At 53.1% G+C, this 271-nt stretch carries 1 protein-coding gene; it reads right to left on the bottom strand.

Annotated features, from left to right (window positions below; all coding sequences use genetic code 11):
- Positions 1 to 271 (bottom strand): dermonecrotic toxin domain-containing protein (locus tag AC0L20_RS41060; RefSeq protein WP_473295836.1); only part of this gene is annotated, 271 nt, incomplete at both ends.

Below are 271 nucleotides of genomic sequence, written 5' to 3'. Positions count from 1 at the left end.
CAGCGCTTCGCGTTTTTTCGCGTCCTTGCCTTGGTCGGCCACCCACTGGTCGAGTTTTTCAAATGACTCGAATTTCAGAAAGGCCGGTACGTTGCCTGGGATATAGAGGATTTGAGTGCCATCCCTTCGACCCTTGAGGTATTCATATTTGCCGTCATCCTGTGCAGTAAAACGCACGATATCGCTGGATTTAAAACCATTGATGTCGAAGGCGTGCGCCCGGACAACCCCTTTTACGGGTGCCTGCTCCTGGAGTTGCGCGACGGTCAGC

This window comes from Bradyrhizobium sp. Kon58, assembly GCF_055807455.1.
Note: the sequence above shows the minus strand (reverse complement) of the source record. Positions and strands in the feature narration are given on the sequence as shown.